This is a genomic window from Paraburkholderia sp. RL17-373-BIF-A (assembly GCF_046030175.1).
Classification (GTDB): domain Bacteria; phylum Pseudomonadota; class Gammaproteobacteria; order Burkholderiales; family Burkholderiaceae; genus Paraburkholderia.
The window spans coordinates 1-2,207 of the sequence record NZ_JARESO010000211.1; the positions used below are offsets into that span (position 1 = coordinate 1).

At 59.1% G+C, this 2,207-nt stretch carries 2 pseudogenes; one reads left to right on the forward strand and one right to left on the reverse strand.

Features of this window, described 5'->3' with window-relative positions:
• Positions 1–766 (reverse strand): annotated as a pseudogene (locus P0D80_RS49675) (IS66 family transposase); the annotation flags it as partial.
• Positions 767–892: 126 nt separating this feature from the next.
• On the opposite strand from P0D80_RS49675, the pseudogene P0D80_RS49680 reads away from it, so the two are divergent.
• Positions 893–2,207 (forward strand): annotated as a pseudogene (locus P0D80_RS49680) (IS3 family transposase); the annotation flags it as partial.

A 2,207-nucleotide genomic window follows, 5' to 3' on the forward strand; every position in this document is an offset into this window, starting at 1 on the left:
CGGGTGATCGAACCGGGAGTAAGCATCGGCTTGCACGATGCCGTGGAGTGTGGCGAGCCGGGTTTGAGGGCGGACGCCTTTGCGATCCGAGGAGAAGGCGAACCATACCGCAGCAGGCTCAGCCGAACCCGAGCGACGAACGTCGCGCACGTAGACCCAGAACCGGCCGGTCACCGTCTTACCGTCGTTTGGCGCGAGCACCGCGACCGGAGTGTCATCAACGTGTACCTTTCCGGGAGCCAGCGCGTAGCGCTGGCCCGCTTAGACGAGCGGCACACACATCTCGGCAATCTGCCCGAGCCAGCGGCCCATGCTGCCGCGATCCAGCGTCACTCCGTCGCGTGCTGCAATTTCCAATTGGCGATACAGCGGCTGATGATCAGCGAACTTCGACACCGCAATCGCCACGCGGGCGAGGTGCGTGGAGATATCCTCGCCGAGCAACTGCATTGCAGTCGCGCATATCCGGCAAGCCGAGTCCGGTGTGAGTGTGATCTCGTGACGCGGCAAGTGCGGCGGCAGTGGTTCCCGCGTGGGCCCTCGATTGGATGGTCCCTTCGAAGCTTTGTGTTGCTGTCCTCGCGCGTCCGCCGCCCCTTGGCCGGTCGTCAGGTCTTCCCGCTGCGCCCCGGAGCTCATCGATCTGCCGGGCCAGTTTCTCGGACTTGCTTCCGAAGTACATCCGCCTGCGCTTGTCGATCCGCGCCTTCAGGCGTTGGATCTCGTCGGCGCGTACGGCAATCTCCCGCACCATATTCGTGATCGACGGCGCGTACGTACAATGGGGATGGGCTCGACCCCTGCGTTCGACATGGCTGACTGGTGTCAAACGCAATCTCAAGTTGATACAGCGGGGGTGCGGACACAATCCTGGACTACCTGGAGGTAGTTCATGTTTTCATACGAAGATCGCATTCGAGCGGTTCGACCGTACATGAAGCTGGGCAAGCGCATCGGAGCCACCATCCGGCAGTTGGGCTACCCGACCAGGAATTCTCTCAAAGCCGAGGGCTTTGGGTTATCCGAGTCGAGAGACGCTGGCGGCCTGGATCGAAGAGCTGTGTCCTGAAATCAGAAGACGTATTGTTGGCCGAGCCGTTGATCGCGTTCCAAAATCACAAAAGGTGAAGCAGGCGGCAGTCATCGAACTGTGCACCAGAGAGCATAGCGCGCGCGAGGTTGCCGAGAAAACAGGCGTGAGTCGGCCAACGCTGTATAACTGGAAGAATCAGCTACTCGGTCGAGAGGTTCCAGCATCCATGAAACGCAAAAAGAAGCCAGCGCCGGACCATGAGCGTGCGGAACTGGAACAACAGGTCGAATCGCTCCGACGCGACATCCAACAGTTGCAGCTTGAACACGATATTCTGAAGAAGGCGAACGAACTGATAAAAAAAGGAATGGGCATCAACCAGCAACTCCTGAGCAACCGGGAGAAGACGATGCTGGTTGATGCCCTGAAACAGACCTATGCGTTGCCAGAGCTGTTAGCCGCCCTGGGTTTTCCCCGCAGTTCTTACTTCTATCACCGTGCACGGCTGTTGGTTGCTGACAGGCATGCTGATGCACGTCGCGTCATCACGGACATCTTCGAACGCAATCACCGTTGCTACGGTTATCGTCGGATTCGCGCGGCATTGATCAGGCAACAGGTCGTCATCTCGGAGAAGGTAGTGCGTCGTTTGATGCGACAGGAAGGTCTGGCCGCTGCCACGACCAGGCGACGTCGCTACGGCTCCTATCGTGGAGAAATAAGCCCTGCGCCGGAGAACATCATCAATCGCGACTTCTGTGCCGCCGCTCCTAATCAGAAATGGCTAACGGACCTTACCGAGTTCCAGATCCCGGCCGGCAAAGTGTATCTGTCGCCGGTGATCGACTGCTTCGACGGTCTCGTTGTAAGCTGGTCGATCGGCACGCGGCCGGACGCCGAACTCGTCAATGCCATGCTCGATTCGGCGATTGAGTCAGTGGCCGGCTGCAAGGAGCGGCCTGTCGTTCACTCGGATCGTGGTGCGCACTATCGCTGGCCAGGATGGCTGTCGCGAATGCAGAAGGCCAGACTGACTCGCTCGATGTCGCGCAAAGGATGTTCGCCGGATAATGCAGCCTGCGAGGGTTTCTTTGGGCGCCTCAAGACAGAGCTATTCTATCCTCGTGACTGGCGGGCCACGACCATTGATCAATTCATCGAGATCCTCGACTCT